This window comes from Pseudocoprococcus catus (assembly GCF_019734885.1).
In the GTDB taxonomy this organism is placed as follows: Bacteria; Bacillota; Clostridia; order Lachnospirales; family Lachnospiraceae; genus Coprococcus_A; species Coprococcus_A catus.
Genome location: NZ_JAAXCM010000020.1, coordinates 232,792 through 250,339 on the forward strand (window position 1 = coordinate 232,792; position 17,548 = coordinate 250,339).

The 17,548-nt window shown below is 43.6% G+C and carries 15 protein-coding genes; 11 read left to right on the top strand and 4 right to left on the bottom strand.

All coding sequences use genetic code 11. From position 1 onward, the window contains the following. Positions 1–1,020, top strand: coding sequence for a molybdopterin-binding protein (locus tag HED67_RS03055; RefSeq protein ID WP_221717481.1), 1,020 nt, complete (start codon positions 1–3; stop codon positions 1,018–1,020). A gap of 427 nt (positions 1,021–1,447) precedes the next feature. Here HED67_RS03055 and HED67_RS03060 read toward each other — a convergent pair whose 3' ends face one another. Next, positions 1,448–2,029, bottom strand: coding sequence for a xanthine phosphoribosyltransferase (locus HED67_RS03060; protein ID WP_178438217.1), 582 nt, complete (start codon positions 2,027–2,029; stop codon positions 1,448–1,450). 281 nt (positions 2,030–2,310) lie between these two features. Between HED67_RS03060 and HED67_RS03065 the strand changes: the two genes are divergently transcribed. Together HED67_RS03065 and HED67_RS03070 are read left to right on the top strand one after the other, a co-directional pair. Beyond that, on the top strand, positions 2,311–2,991 hold the full coding sequence (locus HED67_RS03065) for a response regulator transcription factor (RefSeq protein WP_178438219.1): 681 nt from the start codon (positions 2,311–2,313) through the stop codon (positions 2,989–2,991). Between the two features lie 11 nt (positions 2,992–3,002). Further along, complete coding sequence (locus tag HED67_RS03070; RefSeq protein ID WP_246612085.1) at positions 3,003–4,628, top strand: sensor histidine kinase; 1,626 nt, start codon at positions 3,003–3,005, stop codon at positions 4,626–4,628. A 154-nt stretch (positions 4,629–4,782) separates the two neighbouring features. Here HED67_RS03070 and HED67_RS03075 read toward each other — a convergent pair whose 3' ends face one another. Beyond that, positions 4,783–4,986, bottom strand: a complete 204-nt coding sequence (locus HED67_RS03075; RefSeq protein ID WP_015514020.1) for a DUF6465 family protein — start codon at positions 4,984–4,986, stop codon at positions 4,783–4,785. 299 nt (positions 4,987–5,285) lie between these two features. Between HED67_RS03075 and hisH the strand changes: the two genes are divergently transcribed. Genes hisH through HED67_RS03090 form a run of 3 tightly spaced genes read left to right on the top strand, consistent with a single transcriptional unit; the run spans position 5,286 to position 7,381 of the window. Further along, positions 5,286–5,897 carry an imidazole glycerol phosphate synthase subunit HisH gene (gene hisH / locus HED67_RS03080; protein WP_221717482.1) on the top strand — a complete coding sequence of 204 codons (612 nt, stop codon included), beginning with the start codon at positions 5,286–5,288 and terminating at the stop codon, positions 5,895–5,897. A 14-nt stretch (positions 5,898–5,911) separates the two neighbouring features. Next, entirely contained in the window at positions 5,912–6,673 is a 762-nt protein-coding gene (gene hisF / locus HED67_RS03085) for an imidazole glycerol phosphate synthase subunit HisF (RefSeq protein WP_015514022.1), read from the top strand. Between the two features lie 33 nt (positions 6,674–6,706). Continuing rightward, positions 6,707–7,381 carry a uracil-DNA glycosylase gene (locus tag HED67_RS03090; protein WP_015514023.1) on the top strand — a complete coding sequence of 225 codons (675 nt, stop codon included), beginning with the start codon at positions 6,707–6,709 and terminating at the stop codon, positions 7,379–7,381. Positions 7,382–7,723: 342 nt separating this feature from the next. On the opposite strand, the gene HED67_RS03095 is transcribed toward HED67_RS03090, so the two are convergent. Then, positions 7,724–9,388 carry an alpha-glucosidase gene (locus HED67_RS03095; RefSeq protein WP_221717483.1) on the bottom strand — a complete coding sequence of 555 codons (1,665 nt, stop codon included), beginning with the start codon at positions 9,386–9,388 and terminating at the stop codon, positions 7,724–7,726. Positions 9,389–9,705: 317 nt separating this feature from the next. Beyond that, complete coding sequence (locus HED67_RS03100) at positions 9,706–13,950, bottom strand: 2-hydroxyacyl-CoA dehydratase (RefSeq protein ID WP_221717484.1); 4,245 nt, start codon at positions 13,948–13,950, stop codon at positions 9,706–9,708. A gap of 269 nt (positions 13,951–14,219) precedes the next feature. Between HED67_RS03100 and HED67_RS03105 the strand changes: the two genes are divergently transcribed. The 5 genes from HED67_RS03105 to HED67_RS03125 all read left to right on the top strand — a co-directional run bounded on the left by HED67_RS03105 (position 14,220) and on the right by HED67_RS03125 (position 17,548). Continuing rightward, positions 14,220–14,630, top strand: coding sequence for a LysM peptidoglycan-binding domain-containing protein (locus HED67_RS03105; RefSeq protein WP_221717485.1), 411 nt, complete (start codon positions 14,220–14,222; stop codon positions 14,628–14,630). A gap of 159 nt (positions 14,631–14,789) precedes the next feature. Continuing rightward, on the top strand, positions 14,790–15,572 hold the full coding sequence (locus HED67_RS03110; protein ID WP_334300933.1) for a rhomboid family intramembrane serine protease: 783 nt from the start codon (positions 14,790–14,792) through the stop codon (positions 15,570–15,572). An 86-nt stretch (positions 15,573–15,658) separates the two neighbouring features. Continuing rightward, on the top strand, positions 15,659–15,985 hold the full coding sequence (locus HED67_RS03115) for a hypothetical protein (protein WP_221717486.1): 327 nt from the start codon (positions 15,659–15,661) through the stop codon (positions 15,983–15,985). A gap of 86 nt (positions 15,986–16,071) precedes the next feature. Continuing rightward, positions 16,072–17,142, top strand: coding sequence for a DUF2953 domain-containing protein (locus tag HED67_RS03120; protein ID WP_221717487.1), 1,071 nt, complete (start codon positions 16,072–16,074; stop codon positions 17,140–17,142). Positions 17,143–17,161: 19 nt separating this feature from the next. Next, positions 17,162–17,548 carry a GerW family sporulation protein gene (locus tag HED67_RS03125; RefSeq protein WP_215632771.1) on the top strand — a complete coding sequence of 129 codons (387 nt, stop codon included), beginning with the start codon at positions 17,162–17,164 and terminating at the stop codon, positions 17,546–17,548.

The window sequence follows — 17,548 nt, forward strand, 5'->3', positions numbered from 1 at the left end:
ATGAAATGCATACCTGTTCAAGAGGCAGTGGGGGCTATTTTGTGTCATGATATTACCCAGATTCTGCCTGGAGAATTTAAGGGACGTCGTTTTAAGAAGGGACATATTATTCAGGAAGAGGATATTCCGGTGCTTTTGTCCCTTGGTAAGGATAATATTTATGTCTGGGAAAATCTGCCAGGGATGGTCCATGAAAATGATGCGGCTACTTTTTTGAAAGATATTACCATGGGAGACGGTCTGACTTTTGGAGAAATCAAGGAAGGCAAGATTACTTTTACAGCAGCCCATGACGGCCTTCTGAAGGTGGATGCAGACCGGCTATTCCAGCTTAATATGCTGGGAGAGATTTCATTTGCCAGTCTTCACAATAATCTGCCAGTGAAAAAGGGTGAAGCTGTTGCCGGAACCCGTGTCATTCCGCTGGTCATTGATCAGAAGAAACTGGATGAGGCCAAAAATCTTCTGGATGGCCATAAGATTATTGAAGTGAAGCCAATGAAGTCTTTTAATATCGGTATTGTGACAACGGGCAGTGAAGTTTATTATCATCGTATTGAAGATAAATTCGGCCCAATCCTCAGAGGCAAAATGGAAGGCTATCATTGTACGGTTGCCGGTCAGACTTTTGTGCCGGATAATAAAGAGATGATTGAACAGGCCATCAAAGAATGGTTGGATAAGGGTGCAGATATGGTCTTCTGTACAGGCGGTATGTCTGTGGATCCTGATGATCTGACACCATCGGCTATTCGAGATACGGGATGTGAAATCATTACTTATGGTACGCCGGTGCTTCCGGGAGCCATGTTCCTTTTGTCCTATTATACAGACGGCAGACCGGTACTGGGACTTCCAGGATGCGTCATGCATTCCAAAGTAACTGTATTTGATCTGATCTTTCCGAGAATCCTGGCGGGAGAGAAGATTACAATGGCAGATATTGCGGCCTTTGGACATGGCGGTCTGTGCAGCAACTGTGCGGAATGTCATTATCCAAACTGCCATTTTGGCAAATAGGAGGCGAAACATCGGTAGTTCTTGGTGGACATAAAAAATATCAGTTTCAGAGCAGGCACGTTTGCACTGCCCATTTCTGGCAGCGGTACGTAAGGTGCTAAAGGACAGCCCCTAAGTACCGGCCGAAATGGAAGCACCTGCTCTGAAGCTGATATTTTTTATGTCCATTCGAGGCTATTGACGTTTCGCATAGATGTTATATGCAGCTCCTGCTTTTGAATGGCTGTTTTTATGTTCTAACAGAAGAATTATTGACGTTTTGCAGTGAGATTAGCAGGAAAATGGCAAGTCTGGATAATGACTTTGGGATATTATTAAGAAGAATTATAGATATTTTGCAAATAAGATAACGCCTGAACAAAGACAATTGCTGTTCTATGTTCAGGCGTTTGTACACTATAAGTAAATATAAAACTTTCAGAGAATGTTATAAGTCTGCTTCTGTGAATTCGATGAGTCCGCGTCCGAGCTTGGATACTCTGGCGAGGGAGCGCACTTCGTAGCCGTTGTCTTCAAGACGCTTACGGCCGCGCTGGAAAGCCTTCTCGATGAGGATGGCAATTCCTGCGATGCGGGCACCGCCCATTTCAACAAGGCGTGTTGCGCCGGTGGCAGCTTCGCCATTAGCCAAGAAGTCATCGATAACAAGAACAACATCATCCGGCTGAATATAATTCTGAGATAATGTCAGTTCATAGCTGGTTCCCTTTGTGAAGGAAGTGATGTTGGTCTGGAATACATCGCCTGTCAGTATCTTGGATGTCTGCTTCTTCAGGATCACCATTGGTACACCAAGTTCCATGGCTGTGTAAACAGCCGGTGCAATACCGGAACTCTCAATCGTAAATACTTTGGTAATGCCTTTATCCTTGTAATAAGAAGCAAGTGTCTTGCCAATTTCACTCATCAAAACAGGATCAACCTGATGATTGATGAAGCCATCTACCTTAAGAACGGTTTCGCTGAGAGCCCTACCCTCGGATCGTATCTTTTCCTCTAATAGTTTCATTATTTTATACCTCACAACTCTTTTATGACATTATAGCACATAAAATTCGCCAATTAAAGTTAATTTGTCACTAAAAAAAGATATTTTACTCTGAAAATATTATAACATAGTCAGAATATATAAATCTATAGGGCATTCAAAGTATTGCTGGTTTTGAATCAGAGGTGACATTGACAATTCCATGTGAAAAAATCACACATTTATCATAAATCTCTGGTATACTGTAAATACAATATGAAAATGGAAAAGAATACCCAAGCGGAATGTGAGGTAGAGTATATATGGAAAGTTTGAAGATTTTAGTGGTAGATGATGAGAGCAGAATGAGGAAGCTTGTGAAGGACTTTTTGACGAAGAAAGGATTTACTGTTATTGAGGCCGGAGACGGCGAGGAAGCGGTGGACAAGTTCTTTGAAGTGAAGGATATTGCACTGATCATTCTGGATGTGATGATGCCGAAGATGGATGGTTGGCAGGTATGCCGTGAAATCAGACAGTATTCCAAGGTTCCGATTATTATGCTGACGGCTAAGAGTGATGAGAAGGATGAACTGCAGGGCTTTGATCTCGGCGTGGATGAGTATATTACGAAACCTTTCAGCCCGAAGATCCTTGTGGCGAGAGTCGAGGCCATCCTTCGGAGAAGCAATGTGCTGGCGGCAGATGATACCATGGAAGCCGGCGGTATTGAACTGAATAAGGCTGCCCATGAAGTACTGATTGATGGCAAGTCTGTAGAACTCAGCTATAAGGAATTTGAATTGTTGGCTTATTTCATGTCCAATCAGGGTGTGGCCTTGTCCAGAGAGCGTATTCTGAACAATGTATGGAATTATGATTATTTTGGTGATGCCAGAACCATTGATACCCATGTGAAGAAGCTCAGAAACAAGCTGGGAGCTAAGGGCGAGTATATTAAGACAATCTGGGGTATGGGCTATAAATTCGAAGTCGATCAGTAAGAGGCGGTAGTATGTTTCGAAAAAAATCATTAAAGGTCAAATTATCGTTGATCCTCATCGGAATGGTATTGCTGATATCTGTTTCGTCTGTGCTGCTCAGTAATATTTTTCTGAAGAGGTTTTATCTGGCCAAGAAGAATCAGACGCTGATTTCTACATTTGAGAAGATTGACGATATGTATGCGGCGGAGCTGCAGGGAAAGACGACAGAATCCGGGGAAAGCAGCAGTACAGATGAGAGTTTGGGAAGCTATGCTATACCAGACAGCGGTATTTCCGATGAACTTTATCTGCAGTTGGACAAACTGAGCCAGACAAGAAATCTGTCGGTTATTATTTACAGGGATATGAGCAGCCCGATTTTTGATTATATGCTCAAGAGCAATACGAAACTGCTTTTATATTCATCTCTGGGTATGAATCAGAACAGCAAGGTTGAGAGCAGTAATATTTACAGCGATTATATCAATGCGGACAAGTCCGGTGATGCAGCCTCGGTTAAGACGGATAGCTATGAGATTGAGAAAGTCAATGTTAAGCGTCTGGGTGCATCGTATATCTATCTTGCCGGTACATTTAAGAATGGAGATCATATTTTGATCCGTGCCTCTTTCTCAAGCATTACAGAAAGTGCAGCACTGTCGAATCAGTTTTTCCTATATATTTCCCTGGTTGCCGCGCTTATCGGGTTTGTGGTGATGTATTTTGTCAGCAATCGCTTTCTGGGGCCGATCACTGTGCTGACGAATATTGCAAAGCGAATGTCTGAACTGGATTTCACGGCCAAATACGAAGTGAAGACAGAGGATGAAGTCGGTGTTCTCGGAAATAGCATGAATATGTTGTCTGAGACGCTGGAACAGGCGCTGGCAGAATTGAAAGAGGCCAATACGGAGCTGAAGAAGGATCTTGAGAAGAAGGAACAGATCGATGCTATGCGTAAAGAGTTCCTGTCCAATGTATCCCATGAGTTGAAGACGCCGATCGCTTTGATCCAGGGATATGCAGAGGGCCTGATGGACAACATCAATGACGATGAGGAGAGTAAAGAGTTTTACTGTGAAGTCATTGTGGATGAAGCCCGCAAGATGAATCAGATGGTGAAAAAGATCATGGATCTGAATCAGCTGGAGTTTGGCTACAATACAGTGACTATGGAACATTTTGATATCATTGCCATGATTCGCGCAGTGATCGCCAAGTCAGATATTTTATTGAAGCAAAAAGAGATCAATCTTGCCTTTGAGGAGGATGCACCAATCTACGTATGGAGTGATGCGTATATGTCAGAAGAGGTATTTACGAATTATCTGACCAATGCCATCAACCATGCAGATGGGGAGAAACGCATTGATATTCAGCTTGAGAAGAAGGAAAAGACGGTTAAGATTACGGTTCACAATACCGGTGAGCAGATACCGGAGGAAGATCTGTCAAAACTCTGGGATAAATTCTACAAGGTGGATAAAGCGAGAACAAGGGAGTACGGCGGCAGCGGTGTCGGCCTTTCCATTGTCAAGGCATCCATGGAGCAGCTGGGACAGCCATACGGCGTTTACAACTGTGAGGACGGCGTTTCCTTCTGGTTTGAACTGGATTGCCAGGATGCGGCGGAGATGATCCAGGAACAGGCATAAGGGAGTTTTGGCGGAATGATGGATGTCAGAATCTTTATAAAGATCATAGAATTCTGATAATGATAAAGAGGCTTTTGCATCAATTGATCCAGAAGCCTCTTTGCTGTTTGTATGTAGAAATCGATTCGCAATAACGTGTTGGGTTATGCTGCCATTATTCATACAATTTGATATGACCTGAAAAGTCGCCGTTAATAGTATAGTAGCAGGCGTCATCTTCAGGTTTTGCATAAATATTTAAATCCTTGATGTCTTTGATCTTGTTGCCTTCTGCAACCCAGATCTCTTTGATCTTGGCGATCAAAGCCTTTTCTTCAACCTGTCTGCCATAAGATTCTACGTAAAATGCCGTTTTCATATAAATAGCCTCCTTACTTTACCTTATGAATAAAAACATACATATTTATCATATTACAAAACGTCTTAAAAAGCAAATGTAAATGTAACATAAATTTCCTTTGGATTTGAAGAAATACAGACAAATATAACTAAATTGCGGATAATTTGATAAAATATCTGGCACAGATGGTGATGATGTGGTAAAATCGAAGAAACATTAACTGTTGCGTGCTAACGTAAGAAAGTATGGCAGCCTGAAAAAGGATTTTGTTTGCTATACCTTGGGAAGCGAGTTTTGAAATAAATGGAGGATAACCTATGATAGCGATCATCGACTATGATGCGGGCAATATGAAGAGTGTGGAGAAGGCTTTTCAGTATTTAAATGAAGATGCAGTCATTACAAGAGACAGGAAAGCGATTTTGGAGGCTGACCGGGTGGTACTTCCGGGCGTAGGTGCCTTCGGTGATGCTATGGAGCGGCTTCACAGCTATGACCTTGTGGAGACCATTCAGGATGCTGTGAAGTCAGGAAAGCCGTTTCTCGGTATCTGTCTCGGATTGCAGCTGTTGTTTGACAGCAGTGAAGAGACGCCGGGGGTAAAGGGCCTTGGTCTGCTTCCGGGGGAAATCCTTCGTATACCGGCGGCAGAAGGGCTGAAGATTCCGCATATGGGCTGGAATTCTATTGATATTAAGGAAGGCAGCAGGCTTTTTGAAGGAATAGACCGTCAGTCGTATATGTATTTTGTACATTCTTATTATCTGAAAGCAAGAAATCTTGAAGATGTGGCGGCAACAACCTGGTACAGTACGGATATCCATGCTGCTGTGGAACATGATAATATTTTTGCCTGTCAGTTCCATCCGGAGAAGAGCAGTGAACTGGGTCTTAGAATTTTGAAGAATTTTGCTGATTTACGGCTGTAGGACGGAGGAAAGATATGTTTACAAAGAGAATTATTCCATGTCTGGATGTCAATAACGGACGTGTTGTCAAAGGTGTGAATTTTGTGAATCTGAAGGATGCCGGTGATCCGGTGGAGATTGCGGCAGCTTATGATCAGGCCGGTGCGGATGAAGTTGTCTTTCTGGATATCACAGCTTCCAGTGATGGAAGAAATACAGTGGTGGATCTTGTGCGAAGAGTGGCAGAAAAGGTGTTTATTCCTTTTACTGTCGGCGGTGGTATCCGTACAGTAGATGATTTCCGCGCGGTTTTGAGGGAAGGTGCAGATAAGGTTTCTGTTAATTCAGCGGCTATTGACCGTCCGGAGCTGATCCATGAGGCGGCAGAGAAGTTCGGTAGCCAGTGTGTGGTAGTGGCCATTGATGCCAAGAAAAGAGTAAACGGCGAAGGCTGGACAATTTATAAACATGGCGGTAGAATAGATACAGGTATTGATGCTGTTGAATGGGCGAAGAGAGTCTGTGATCTCGGTGCAGGTGAAATCCTTCTCACCAGTATGGACTGCGATGGCACAAAGGCCGGATATGATATTGAACTGACAAGGGCTGTAGCAGAAGCAGTTTCAGTTCCTGTCATTGCTTCCGGTGGTGCAGGTACAATGGCGCATTTTTATGATGCGTTGACGGAGGGAAAGGCAGATGCTGCACTGGCGGCTTCACTGTTTCATTACAAAGAGCTTGAAATCCGGGATTTGAAAGAATATCTTGCCTCCCGTTCAGTCAGTGTCCGATTATAAATAGTTATTATTTTATGAATGGGGGAACTTTGCATGGGAGCAATCGCCAATGACTGGCTGGAACCGTTGAAACCGGAATTTGCCAAGCCTTATTATGCGCAATTATATAAGAAAGTGAAAGAGGAATACACGACACATCAGATTTTCCCGCCCTCGGATATGATTTTTCATGCTTTTGAGGTGACACCTTTAGAGGATGTCAAGGTGGTTATTCTGGGGCAGGATCCTTATCATGGGGATGGACAGGCACATGGACTGTGTTTTTCCGTTCAGCCTCAGGTGGCGATCCCGCCGTCACTGGAAAACATCTACAAGGAACTGCAGGATGATCTCGGATGCTATATTCCAAATAACGGCTATCTTGAGAAATGGGCGAAACAGGGTGTTCTGCTCTTGAATACAGTTTTGACCGTTCGTGCTCATCAGGCGAATTCCCATAGAGGAATCGGCTGGGAACAGTTCACAGATGCAGCTATTAAGATATTGAATCAGCAGGACAGACCGATCGTGTTTATTCTCTGGGGGCGTCCGGCACAGCAGAAGAAAGCCATGCTGAACAATCCGCATCATCTGATACTGGAAGCACCGCATCCAAGCCCTCTTTCGGCTTACAGAGGATTTTTCGGCAGCAAACCATTCAGTCAGACAAACAGGTTTCTGGAGGAGCATGGTGTAGCACCTATTGATTGGCAAATTGAAAATATATAACTGTTCAGAGCCAAGCACAATTTCATATAACTGACATAAAATGTTTGCATTTTTAAGGCAGTTTATGAAATTGTATTTGGCGGATACGCCATACTGACAAAATGCGAAGCATTTTGGAAGTTGGCTTTGAACAGTTGTTTTATAGAAAAACAGCGGTTGTTTTTTGACAATTCACGTTATACAATTCATTCGCTAAATGTTTATTGGATGAATTGTATAATGTTGTAAATGTGAATTGATTCAAGAGACAGGCTGTTTTTCTTTTATATAAAAATAGTTGTCGAATTATGAAACTGTATAATAGTATGTGTAAGAAGTCGTCGATTTCAGTATGGCAATGAGCTATAAAAGAACAACAGCGCTTTCCTGTGGTGCAAGTATAATATCCTGACCAATTTCTGTGCGGTTCATGTTAGATAAAAGGAGCTTCTTTGGTTCGGCTGACAGATGAAGCGCTTCTTTCTTTTCACCGAAGTTTCCAAGAACAAGAATACGTTTGTCGTCTTTTTCGCGGCAGTAAGCCATCAACATCTCTTTTTCCAGAAATACAGGAATAGTTTTTCCGTAGGTAAAAATATCTTTGTATGTATCGGATTTACGCAGTGCTATCAGTTTTTTATAGTAGTTTAAAACAGAGTCGGCGTCTTTCTCCTGGGCGGCCACATTGACATCCGGGTAGTTGTCATTTAAGCGGAGCCATGGTATTCCTGTTGTAAACCCTGCATTGGAAGAAGTGTTCCACTGCATTGGGGTTCTGGCGTTATCACGGCTGAGTCTGCCGATTTTATCTAAGGCATCTTTTTCTGATAAACCGGCTTTCAAAGCTAGATGATATTGATCAACGGTATTGAGATCGTCAAATTCATCAACACTTTGCCAATTTGTGTTGGTCATGCCGATTTCCTGCCCCTGGAAAATAAATGGCAGACCGCGAAGCAGCAGACTCATAGTGCCGAGCATTTTGGTGCCGCAGGAATTACGGGCATAAACCGGAAGATATCGAGAAGCACCCCGGGGTTCGTCATGATTCTCGATAATATTGGATTCGAAACCACAGCCATAAGCTTGATCCTGGGCATGAAAAATAGCTTTTTTCCATGCAGGGAAAGCAACGTCAGGGGCATCATACCAACCGTGTTCACCGGCGGAGAGAAGTTCCGTACTGAAGTCGAAAATAGTTGAAAAATAACCATTTTCTCCGATAAAATCAGACAGATCATCATCAGTAATATTAAAAACTTCACCCACAGTAAAAGCACCATGCTTATCAAAGGTTTCACGTTTTAATTCGCCGAGCATTTCGGAGACCCCGTCTTTTGTACCAAGGGTTTTGGTACAGAAAGCAAGACCGTCCAGGCCGTCCGGCTCAAGCATTGGAAAATCAAGATTCTTTTTGATATTGATAATAGCATCAATTCGAAAGCCGGCCAGTCCTTTGTCCAGCCACCAGTTGACCATTTTGTAAATCTCCTGTCGAACCTTTGGATTCTCCCAGTTGAGGTCAGGCTGTTCTTTGGCAAACATATGAAGGTAATATTTGTTAGTACCCGGAATCGGTTCCCAGATATTGCCGCCGAAATAAGAGCGGGCATTGTTGATGGGCTGTCCGTTTTTACTCTCGCGGATATAAAAATAATCGCCGTATTCACCTTCAGGGTCGGCCATGGCTTTTTTGAACCATTCATGTTCACTGGAACAGTGATTCACAACCAGATCCATCAGCACATACATATTTCTTTTCTTCGTTTCTGCGATTAGTTCATCAAATTCCTCCATGGTACCGAACTGCTCACCAATGGCATAATAATCAGAGATATCATAGCCCTGATCAACAAGGGGAGAGCGGTAGATGGGGGAAAGCCACAGAATATCGATACCAAGTTCTTTCAGATAATCCAGTTTTGAAATAATACCACGCAGATCGCCAATGCCATCACCATTGCTGTCCATAAAGCTCTTCGGATAAATCTGATAAGTCACCTTGTCGTGCCACCATTGCTTCTTCATATCAAAACCTCCTAAAGGAAAATAAAATCAAAATTGCGTAAATATTCTAACATGAAATCCGTTACATTGGAAGAAAACTTGATCAAACAAATATATTGCTGCAAATGGAAAAATCCCAAGCCTTCAAATTGATACTCAGAGTGGAATAAAATTGCCATAAAAATATCGGGATAGGAGTGAACCTATTATGAATATAGAAAAAATACAACACGTCAAAATAATTACGAGATGTATAACTTTCTGAAAACGTTTGGCGATGAGCCTGTTTGTAGAAAGTTATACGATCTGTAATGACTGGACGTGTTGTATTTTATCTTTTATGCGTCAAGTTTCTTATGTAAGTTTTTGTTGGCTGTTGCCAGCATCAGTTTGATTCGGTTGACCTGGTTGACTTCACTGGCACCCGGGTCATAATCAATGGCTACGATATTGGCTTCAGGATGCTGATGGCGCAGTTCCTTGATAACACCTTTGCCAACGATATGATTCGGCAGGCAGCCGAATGGCTGTGTACAAACGATGTTCGGTGCACCGTTGTGGATCAGTTCCATCATTTCACCTGTTAGGAACCATCCTTCACCGGTCTGATTGCCGATGGAAACAATTGGTTCTGCGTATTTTGCAAGATCACGAATGTTGGCAGGCGGGTCAAAGCGTTTGCTGGCTTTTAATTCATCGTTGGCGGTCTTGCGGATGGCTTCAAGGAAAGCGATACCGGCATTGCCGAGAATCTGTCCCTTCTTGGATTTGCCAAGCTTCTCATACTTAAAATTCGAGTTGTAGAATGAGTAGAGAAGGAAGTCCAGAAGATCAGGCATGACAGCTTCAGCACCCTCGGATTCGAGAAGATCCACAAGATAGTTGTTGGCAGACGGTGAGAACTTAACAAGAATCTCGCCTACAATACCGACTCTTGGTTTCTTGATGGTTTCATCCAGCGGAAGATTATCAAAGTCATGGATAATACCTTTGACGTTCTGTTTGAAACTGTTTTTGCCTTTGCCGATCATGGAATCCAGACAGATATTCTTCCATTTCTCATGGAGCGCATTGGCAGAACCTGGAACCTTTTCATAAGGACGTGTCGCATAAAGTACGCGCATGAAAAGATCACCGTAGACAATCGCCTGGAGGGCATTCTTTAACATTGGCAGTGTGTATTTGAATCCAGGATTCTTCTCGATACCCTGCGCACTGATGGAGACAACCGGAATCTGTGACATACCGGCATTGCCAAGGGCACGGCGGATAAATCCAACATAGTTGGTTGCACGGCAGCCGCCGCCGGTCTGGGTCATGGCGATAGCTACATGATTTAAGTCATATTTGCCGGAGAGCAGTGCCTTCATAATCTGGCCGACAACGCAGATGGATGGGTAGCAAGCATCGTTGTTGACGTATTTCAAACCGGTATTGATGGCTTCTTTATCACAGTCAGGCAGCAGTTCGCAGTTCAGACCTTCATGGCGAAGAGCCGGAATCAGCAGATCGAAATGAATCGGTGACATATTTGGAACAAGAATGGTGTAGTTGTCTGCACGCATTTCTTTTGTGAACAGCTGACGATGATGGGCACTGCTTTCAATATGACCGTGGATACCATGCTGCTCACGCAGACGGATAGCTGCAATCAGAGAACGGATACGGATACGGGCAGCACCGAGGTTGCTGACTTCATCAATCTTCAGACATGTATACAGGCGTCCGGAACCGTTTAAGATATCCTTCACCTGATCTGTTGTAACTGCATCCAGACCGCAGCCGAAGGAGTTCAGCTGAATCAGTTCCAGATCTTCGTGTTCTTTGACATATTCAGCGGCACAATAGAGTCTGGAATGATACATCCACTGATCGGAAACGATGAGCGGACGGTCCGGTTTGGCCAGATGGGAGATGGAATCCTCTGTCAGCACTGCAAAGCCATAAGAAGTGATCAGCTCAGGAATACCATGGTTGATCTCTTTATCAATATGGTAAGGACGTCCGGCAAGGACAATACCTTTCATATGGTGCTGCTTCATGTAAGCCAGGGTCATCTCACCGTGGCGCTGAACAGAAGTGTGGACAAGTTCAAGCTCTTTCCAGGACTTCTGGACGGCTTCTTTGATCTCACGAGGGTCAATACTGAAGCGTGCAGCAAACTCTTCAACAAGACGTTCTTCCAGATGACGTTCACTTTCAAAAGTCATGAAAGGATTCATAAACAGAATGGAAGGATCAGCCAGTTCTTCAACGTTATTCTTGATATTCTCAGCATAAGAAGTAACAATCGGGCAGTTGTAGTTGTTGGTGGCACCTTCTGTTTCCTTGCGCTCATAAGGAATACATGGATAGAAGATGAATTTCACATCATGCTGCAGCAGCCACATAATATGACCATGAACAAGCTTGGCCGGATAGCAGGCAGATTCACTCGGAATGGATTCAATACCAAGATTGTAGATTTCATGGGTAGATTCCGGTGAAAGCACAACAGAAAATCCGAGCTCAGTAAAGAAAGTATGCCAGAACGGATAGTTCTCATACATATTCAGAACTCTCGGAATACCGACGATGCCTCGTGGGGCAGTGGCCTTGTCTAATGGTTTGTAGTTAAAAATACGATTGTATTTGTATTCAAAAAGGTTCGGCACGTCGCTGTTGGTCTTAGCACGACCGAGGCCGACTTCACATCTGTTGCCGGAGATATAGCGTCTGTTGCCGGTGAATTTGTTCACTGTCAGACGGCAATGATTGGTGCATCCGCCGCAGCGAGTCATACTCGTTGTGTATTTCAGGTTGATGATGTCATCAAGAGAGAGCATTGTTGTTGCTTCGCCTGTATAACGGTCACGGGCAATCAGGGCAGCACCAAAAGCACCCATGATGCCGGCGATGTTCGGACGAACAGCCTTGCAGCCGGAAATCAGTTCAAAGCTTCTCAGTACGGCATCATTGTAGAAGGTACCGCCCTGTACAACGACTTTCTTACCCAGATCCTTCGGGTCTGTAAGTTTGATAACCTTCAGCAGCGCATTCTTGATAACGGAATAAGCCAGTCCGGCGGAGATATCGCCGACTTCGGCCCCTTCCTTCTGAGCCTGTTTGACATTGGAATTCATGAAAACAGTACATCTGGAACCAAGGTCAATCGGATGTTTGGCAAAAATGGCAATCTTTGCAAAGTCTTCCACAGAATAATTCAGAGAATGGGCGAATGTTTCGATGAAAGAGCCGCATCCTGAGGAACATGCTTCGTTCAGAAGCACATTATCAACGGTTTTATTGCGAATCTTGATACACTTCATATCCTGTCCGCCGATGTCGAGGATACAATCCACGTCCGGTTCAAAGAAAGCGGCAGCATAGTAATGAGCTACTGTCTCAACTTCGCCTTCATCCAGCATAAATGCAGACTTCATCAGTGCTTCGCCGTAACCTGTTGAGCATGAACGAACAATTTCGGCATCTGCAGGGAGAATATTCTTAATCTCCTGGATGGAACGGATTGCTGTCTTCAAAGGGCTGCCGTTGTTGTTGCTGTAGAAGGAATAGAGCAGGGTGCCGTCTTCGCCGACAACAGCAACCTTTGTTGTTGTGGAACCGGCATCGATGCCAAGGAAACATTTGCCGTGGTAATCAGCAAGATTGCCTTCTGTTACAGTATGTACGGAATGCCATTTCTTAAAGGCATCGTATTCTTCCTGATTCTTAAAGAGCGGATCCATACGAGCGGTCTCTGCCTGAATCTTGATATCGGAAGAGAGCAGACGAATCAGCTCGTCAATGGAAGTGGTCACATCAGCCTTGTAGTTCATAGCGGCACCCATAGCTGCAAACAAATGGGAATTGGCCGGTGCAATGACTTCTTCGTCTGTCAGGTGAAGCGTGCGGATAAAAGCTGCCTTCAGCTCTGAAAGGAAGTGGAGCGGACCGCCAAGAAATGCCACATGACCGCGGATCGGTTTACCGCAGGCCAGACCACTGATGGTCTGATTGACAACGGCCTGGAAAATGGAAGCAGATAAGTCTTCCTTGGAAGCGCCGTCATTGATCAGAGGCTGGATATCTGTCTTGGCGAAAACGCCGCACCTGGCGGCAATCTGATAAATCGCTTTGTAATTCTTCGCATATTCATTTAATCCAGGGGCATCTGTCTCAAGAAGACTGGCCATCTGGTCGATAAAAGAACCTGTACCGCCGGCACAGATACCGTTCATACGTTGTTCCACATTGCCGTTTTCAAAATAAATGATCTTCGCATCTTCACCGCCAAGCTCAATGGCAACATCTGTCTTCGGCGCAAAATAGCCAAGGGCACTGGAAACGGAGATAACTTCCTGAACAAAAGGAACATGAATATATTTGGAGATGGACATACCGCCGGAACCGGTGATCATCGGGTGAAGATCGCGGTCTCCAAGTTCCGCACGGGCTTTTGTCATCAGATCGAGCAGTGTCTCTCTGATATTGGCAAAATGTCTTTCGTAATCGGAAAAAAGGACGTTGTTGTCTGCATCCAGAATGGCTACCTTGACGGTAGTAGAGCCGACATCAATACCTAAAAATAAAGTTGCATCCATAAATAAAAGCTGATTCCGAAAGGGGAATCACTACCCTCCTTATGTAAATATATGAATAGACAAAATAGTCTATATAAAATAGGAAACTACGAATTGCGTGATAGCAAGTCCATCTTATTATACGACATGATGTTTTAAAAAACAACCGTCAACTTTTTTGAAAACCATTAAAAAAAGGTAAACATTTCTATAAAAAAGAAGAAAATTCTCTTTGCACATTTTAAAAATGAGCCGCATAGATTATAATAAAAAGGCAGGAATTAATGACCATGAATTATTATGTCAGCGGTGAGAATGTTAATGGACGCCCCTGCAGAGGCGTTGTTCATGTGGTTAAAAAGGGAGATACCCTATACAAAATAAGTCGTGTTTATGATGTGAAAGTTGCGGATCTGATCTGGATGAATCCGGGGGTGCGTATCTATAATCTTCAGGTGGGTGACAAAATCTGTGTCCCGGTGAGCAGTTGGGAGATGCCGGATGCAGATCATGACAATGCCGAGACATTGCCGTATATTGTCCGGGCCGGAGAGACACTGGATGAAATCCTTCAGACCTTCAGATTGACTTATGAGGAGCTTCGACAGCTTAATAAGGACATTTCTCCGGCCTATGCCGAAGGAACAGTCTTGAATATTCCTTCGAATCGGATTCTTCGTCGAGGACAGGAAGCACAGTAATAGTAGCAGCAGCGGATGAATATTGTCCATCCGCTGCTGTGCGGCTGTATATTTTACACCGTATTGATTGACAAAAATTCATGGAAAATCTATAATTACAGCATAGCTTATAAGAATAAACGTAAAGGAGAGAATCTATTGGAGAAATTTTTAAATAAAATGGAGAGAAAATTCGGCCGTTATGCGATTCCCGGTCTGATGAAATACATCTGCGTTTTATACATTATCGGTTTATTTATCAACATTGCATCACCACAGATTTACTATTATTATCTGAGCTTGAATCCCTATCGGATCCTGCACGGTGAAGTATGGCGACTTGTGACATTTCTGATCCAGTCACCGAATTCGAATGTGATCTTTTTTATTTTTACTTTGTATCTTTATTATATGCTTGGACAGACACTGGAGCGCGTTTGGGGGGCGTTTAGATTTAACCTGTATTATTTTGCAGGTGTTTTATTTACCATTATCGGTTCTTTTGCTGCCTATTTCATGACTGGACAGGTTTATCTCATGGATACCTATTATATTAATATGTCTCTGTTCCTGGCCTTTGCGTTTGTTTTTCCAGATATGGAGATGCTTTTGATGTTTTTGATTCCGATTAAGATTAAATGGCTGGCATATCTGGATATTGCATTGTTTGTGTATGAGATGGTCGTCGGCAACATCGGGACGAAGATTTCTATTGCCATGGCACTTCTCAATTTTGTAATCTTTTTCTTTGGCTTCATGAGAAAGAGAGTTTCACCGGCCCAGATGCACAGACGGGCGGCTTACAAGAAGGCTGTGAAGAAGATGCCGAGCAGACATCGCTGTGCGGTATGCGGCAGAACGGAGGAGACGAATCCGGAGCTGGAATTCCGCTTCTGTTCCAAGTGCAACGGCAACTATGAATATTGTCAGGACCATCTTTTTACCCATACCCATGTCCAGTAGAGGGGGTGCCCTTCAGCTGTAAAAGATAAGCCGTTGTGTTTAATTATGATAAAAGTGGAAAGACTATCAATGATTAGCAGGAGTTAATGATGCGCTGGTATAACAAAATGTATTTGGGAAAATCCATTCAGGGAAAGAAAATGTATTATCAGTATGCGATCCGGCATACAAAACGGCTTACAGGCACCTATTGTCTGATGCCGGCTGCCTGTAAGGATGATCTGATAGATATATGTGGCAGCGACCTGCTTCGTGTATCGAAGCAGTATCCGAAGGACCAGCTGGTTATCGGACTTGCCGGCAGTTACAGGGAGGCCTGTCTGCTGGCGGGAGAGATTGTGCTTGATGTTCTGAAGAAGACAGGAAGCACAGATATCAGGGCATATTTAAGAGATTCCGGAGAGGATATCTGATCGAGATCGACTGTAAGAAACATCTGAAGCGGTCGATTGGATAATAAAGTGAATAGAGAATCTCAGCGTGAAAAAGGGGTGTAGAAGTGCTGTTATTACATATACTGCTTTTTCTTCTGAAACTGATCGGCATTGTACTGCTTGTCATTCTTGGTTTGATTGTGCTGGTATTGACCATCGTCCTTTTGACACCGATTCGATATCGAATCGGTGCTTCGAAGTATCAAACAATACAGGCGGAAGGAAAGGTTACGTGGCTCTTTCGTCTGATTGAGATGGTATTTAAGCTGGATACAGGTGCTGAAGAAGGAAAGCGTCTCCATCTGAGTTTCAGGATTGCGTGGCTGAAGCTGTATGACAATCAGAAACTGAAGGAAAAACGTATAAAACAGAAAAAAACAAGAAAAACTAAATTAAAGCCGGAATCTAAGCAGTCGGAAAAGGTAATTCAGGCAACAAAGCCTGAACAGCCGGAGGCAAAGGTACAGCCAATAAAAACTGAACAGGCGGCTGAAATGAAGAATGAAATGCCGAAAGCGGTGCATCCGGAGAGGATATCTTCGGAGAACCCGGGAAATGAATCAGCAGAGAAGCATGAAGAGAAGCTGATTGAAGGACCGAAGGAATCTGCGGTGGAGAAAATCCTTCGTCTGGCTAAGAACGCAGCCAATAAGATTCTGTCGTTGATCCGGGGTGTTTTCTCTCTGATCTGCAGCATTTTGGGCATTCCGTCAAAAATCATGAATGGACTTGAAAAGCTTGAGAATTTCTTTACAAAACTCCGTGAGAAGAAGGAAGCAGTTCTTGCGTTTTATTATGAAGAGCATAATCATCAATGGTTTGCGGCTTTCTGGCACCGGCTGAAGAAACTACTACTTAGAATATTACCGAGGGCAGACAGATTGTATCTGCATTTTGGCTTTGAAGATCCGGCGACAACGGGCCAGGTGCTTGGAGGTTTAAGTATTCTTTATCCGATCTGCGGCGAGAAGATGGAGCTGTGCCCGGAGTTTAATGAAGAAGTATTGGAGGGCGAAGTAAAGTTTCATGGCTGTATACGGCTGGTTACTCTAGTTGTATTTGCAGCTAAAAGCTTTCTAAATAAACAATTTTTTGCGATAGTGAAGCAGTTTAAAGGCCTGTTAAGGGGCGAATAAGAGGATGGAGGAATTGGATATGTCAGATCACACATTTAATGAAACAGTTGAATCTCTCTTTAAAGGAATGGACAATTTTTTGACAACAAAAACTGTTGTTGGTGAGGCCATTCATGTCAACGATACATTGATTCTGCCTCTGGTGGATGTTTCATTCGGCGTTGGTGCAGGTGCATGGAGCCAGGAACATAAAAACAGTGCAGGCGGCGGTATGGGCGGCAAGATGACGCCAAGTGCGGTGCTTGTCATCAAAGACGGTTCTGTTCGTATGGTGCCGGTCAACAACAATGATCCTGTCAGCAAGATTATTGATATGGCACCGGATGTGATTCATCGCTTTATGAACAAGTCAGAAGATGATGCAGCTGTGGAAGAGGCAGTTGAACATATTTCAGAAGAAGAATAA

Bases quoted from the DNA above. Each gene is read 5' to 3' on its own strand.
- HED67_RS03055 (WP_221717481.1), top strand. From the start codon at position 1: ATGAAATGCATACCTGTTCAAGAGGCAGTGGGGGCTATTTTGTGTCAT.
- HED67_RS03060 (WP_178438217.1), bottom strand. From the start codon at position 2,029: ATGAAACTATTAGAGGAAAAGATACGATCCGAGGGTAGGGCTCTCAGC.
- HED67_RS03065 (WP_178438219.1), top strand. From the start codon at position 2,311: ATGGAAAGTTTGAAGATTTTAGTGGTAGATGATGAGAGCAGAATGAGG.
- HED67_RS03070 (WP_246612085.1), top strand. From the start codon at position 3,003: ATGTTTCGAAAAAAATCATTAAAGGTCAAATTATCGTTGATCCTCATC.
- HED67_RS03075 (WP_015514020.1), bottom strand. From the start codon at position 4,986: ATGAAAACGGCATTTTACGTAGAATCTTATGGCAGACAGGTTGAAGAA.
- hisH (WP_221717482.1), top strand. From the start codon at position 5,286: ATGATAGCGATCATCGACTATGATGCGGGCAATATGAAGAGTGTGGAG.
- hisF (WP_015514022.1), top strand. From the start codon at position 5,912: ATGTTTACAAAGAGAATTATTCCATGTCTGGATGTCAATAACGGACGT.
- HED67_RS03090 (WP_015514023.1), top strand. From the start codon at position 6,707: ATGGGAGCAATCGCCAATGACTGGCTGGAACCGTTGAAACCGGAATTT.
- HED67_RS03095 (WP_221717483.1), bottom strand. From the start codon at position 9,388: ATGAAGAAGCAATGGTGGCACGACAAGGTGACTTATCAGATTTATCCG.
- HED67_RS03100 (WP_221717484.1), bottom strand. From the start codon at position 13,950: ATGGATGCAACTTTATTTTTAGGTATTGATGTCGGCTCTACTACCGTC.
- HED67_RS03105 (WP_221717485.1), top strand. From the start codon at position 14,220: ATGAATTATTATGTCAGCGGTGAGAATGTTAATGGACGCCCCTGCAGA.
- HED67_RS03110 (WP_334300933.1), top strand. From the start codon at position 14,790: ATGGAGAGAAAATTCGGCCGTTATGCGATTCCCGGTCTGATGAAATAC.
- HED67_RS03115 (WP_221717486.1), top strand. From the start codon at position 15,659: ATGATGCGCTGGTATAACAAAATGTATTTGGGAAAATCCATTCAGGGA.
- HED67_RS03125 (WP_215632771.1), top strand. From the start codon at position 17,162: ATGTCAGATCACACATTTAATGAAACAGTTGAATCTCTCTTTAAAGGA.